This is a genomic window from Rhizobacter sp. P2_H2, assembly GCF_056403375.1.
This window is the reverse complement of the sequence record NZ_JBFUFP010001127.1, coordinates 1-1,695: the sequence shown is the minus strand read 5'-3', so window position 1 is coordinate 1,695 and position 1,695 is coordinate 1. Positions and strand designations below refer to the sequence as shown.

General features: G+C 68.2%; 2 protein-coding genes. Both read left to right on the top strand.

The genetic code is table 11. The features are described 5' to 3' along the window. Positions 1-1,209 (top strand): DNA gyrase C-terminal beta-propeller domain-containing protein (locus AC1D15_RS30790; RefSeq protein ID WP_477829020.1); only part of this gene is annotated, 1,209 nt, incomplete at its 5' end. Then, positions 1,209-1,695: hypothetical protein (locus AC1D15_RS30785; protein ID WP_477829019.1), on the top strand; the 487-nt coding region annotated here is incomplete at its 3' end. The genes AC1D15_RS30790 and AC1D15_RS30785, both read left to right, overlap by 1 nt.

Sequence of the window (1,695 nt, the reverse complement as noted above, 5' to 3'; positions counted from 1 at the left end):
GGCGAGTACAAGGAAGTGATGGCGCAGATCGCCGACCTGCTGAACATCCTCGCCACGCCGTCGCGCGTGACGACGATCATCACCGAGGAGCTGATCGCCATCAAGCTGGAGTTCGGCCAGACCAAGCTCGGCGCGCGCCGCAGCCAGATCGAGCACAACGCGCAGGATCTGGGCACCGAAGACCTGATCACGCCGACCGACATGGTCGTGACGCTCTCGCACACCGGCTACATCAAGAGCCAGGCGCTGTCCRAATACCGCGCGCAGAAGCGCGGCGGCCGCGGCAAGCAGGCCACGCAGACCAAGGAAGACGACTGGATCGACCAGCTCTTCATCGCGAACACGCACGACTACATCCTGTGCTTCACCAACCGCGGCCGCGTCTACTGGCTGAAGGTCTGGGAGGTGCCGCAGGGCTCGCGCAATTCGCGCGGCAAGCCGATCGTCAACATGTTCCCGCTGCAGCAGGGCGAGAAGGTCAACGTGGTGCTGCCGCTGACCGACGGCTTCCGCAGCTTCCCGGCCGACCACTTCGTGTTCATGTCGACCGCGCAGGGCGTGGTCAAGAAGACCGCGCTCGACGAATTCAGCAACCCGCGCAAGGCCGGCATCATCGCGGTCGACCTCGACGAGGGCGACTTCCTGATCGGCGCCGCGCTCACCGACGGCAAGCACGACGTGATGCTGTTCAGCGACGGCGGCAAGGCGGTGCGCTTCGATGAAGACGACGTGCGCGCGATGGGCCGCGGCGCCCGCGGCGTGCGCGGCATGATGCTCGACGACGGCCAGAGCGTGATCGCGATGCTGGTCGCCGAGGACGAGACGCAAAGCGTGCTGACCGCCAGCGAGAACGGCTACGGCAAGCGCACGAGCATCGTCGAGTACACCCGCCACGGGCGCGGCACGAAGGGCATGATCGCGATCCAGCAGACCGAGCGCAACGGCAAGATCGTCGCCGCGACGCTGGTGCGCCCGGACGACGAGATCATGCTGATCACCGACAAGGGCGTGCTGGTGCGCACCCGGGTCTCCGAGATCCGCGAGCTGGGCCGCGCAACGCAGGGCGTCACGCTGATCGCGCTCGACGGCGGGTCGAAACTGAGCGGCCTGCAGCGCATCGTCGAGAACGATGCCAATGCGGACGGAACCGAGTCCGGGGAAGCCCCCGGCGATGGCACGGGCGACGCCCCGACGGAAGGGGAAGCCTGATGAACCGCCACCTGATCACGATCGCGCTGCTGGGCAGCACGGCGCTGGGCGCCTGGGCCCAGTCGACTCCGGCCACGCCGGCCACCGCATCGGCCCCCGCCACGCCGTCCAGCCCTGCGAAGAAGGCCCTGGTGCAGCGCGTGCTGACGCTGCAGCAGCCGGCGCTCGAGAACACCGCCCGCGAGGTGGCCGAGCGCCCGGCGATGCAGCTCACGAACGCCGCGCAGCAGTACCTGCAGCAGCGCGTGCCGGCCGACAAGCGCGAAGCCATGTGGACGCAGGTGCAGGCGGCCGTGCGCAAGTACCTGGCCGAGGCGGTGCCGCTGGTCAAGGACCGCGCGCTGGCGCTGAGCCAGACGGCACTCGCCGGCATGCTCGACGAGCGCTTCACCGAAGACGAACTGAAGCAGCTGGTCGCGACGCTCGAGAACCCGGCCTTCAAGAAGTTCCAGCAGGCGATGCCCGAGATCAGCGACAAGTTCGTGC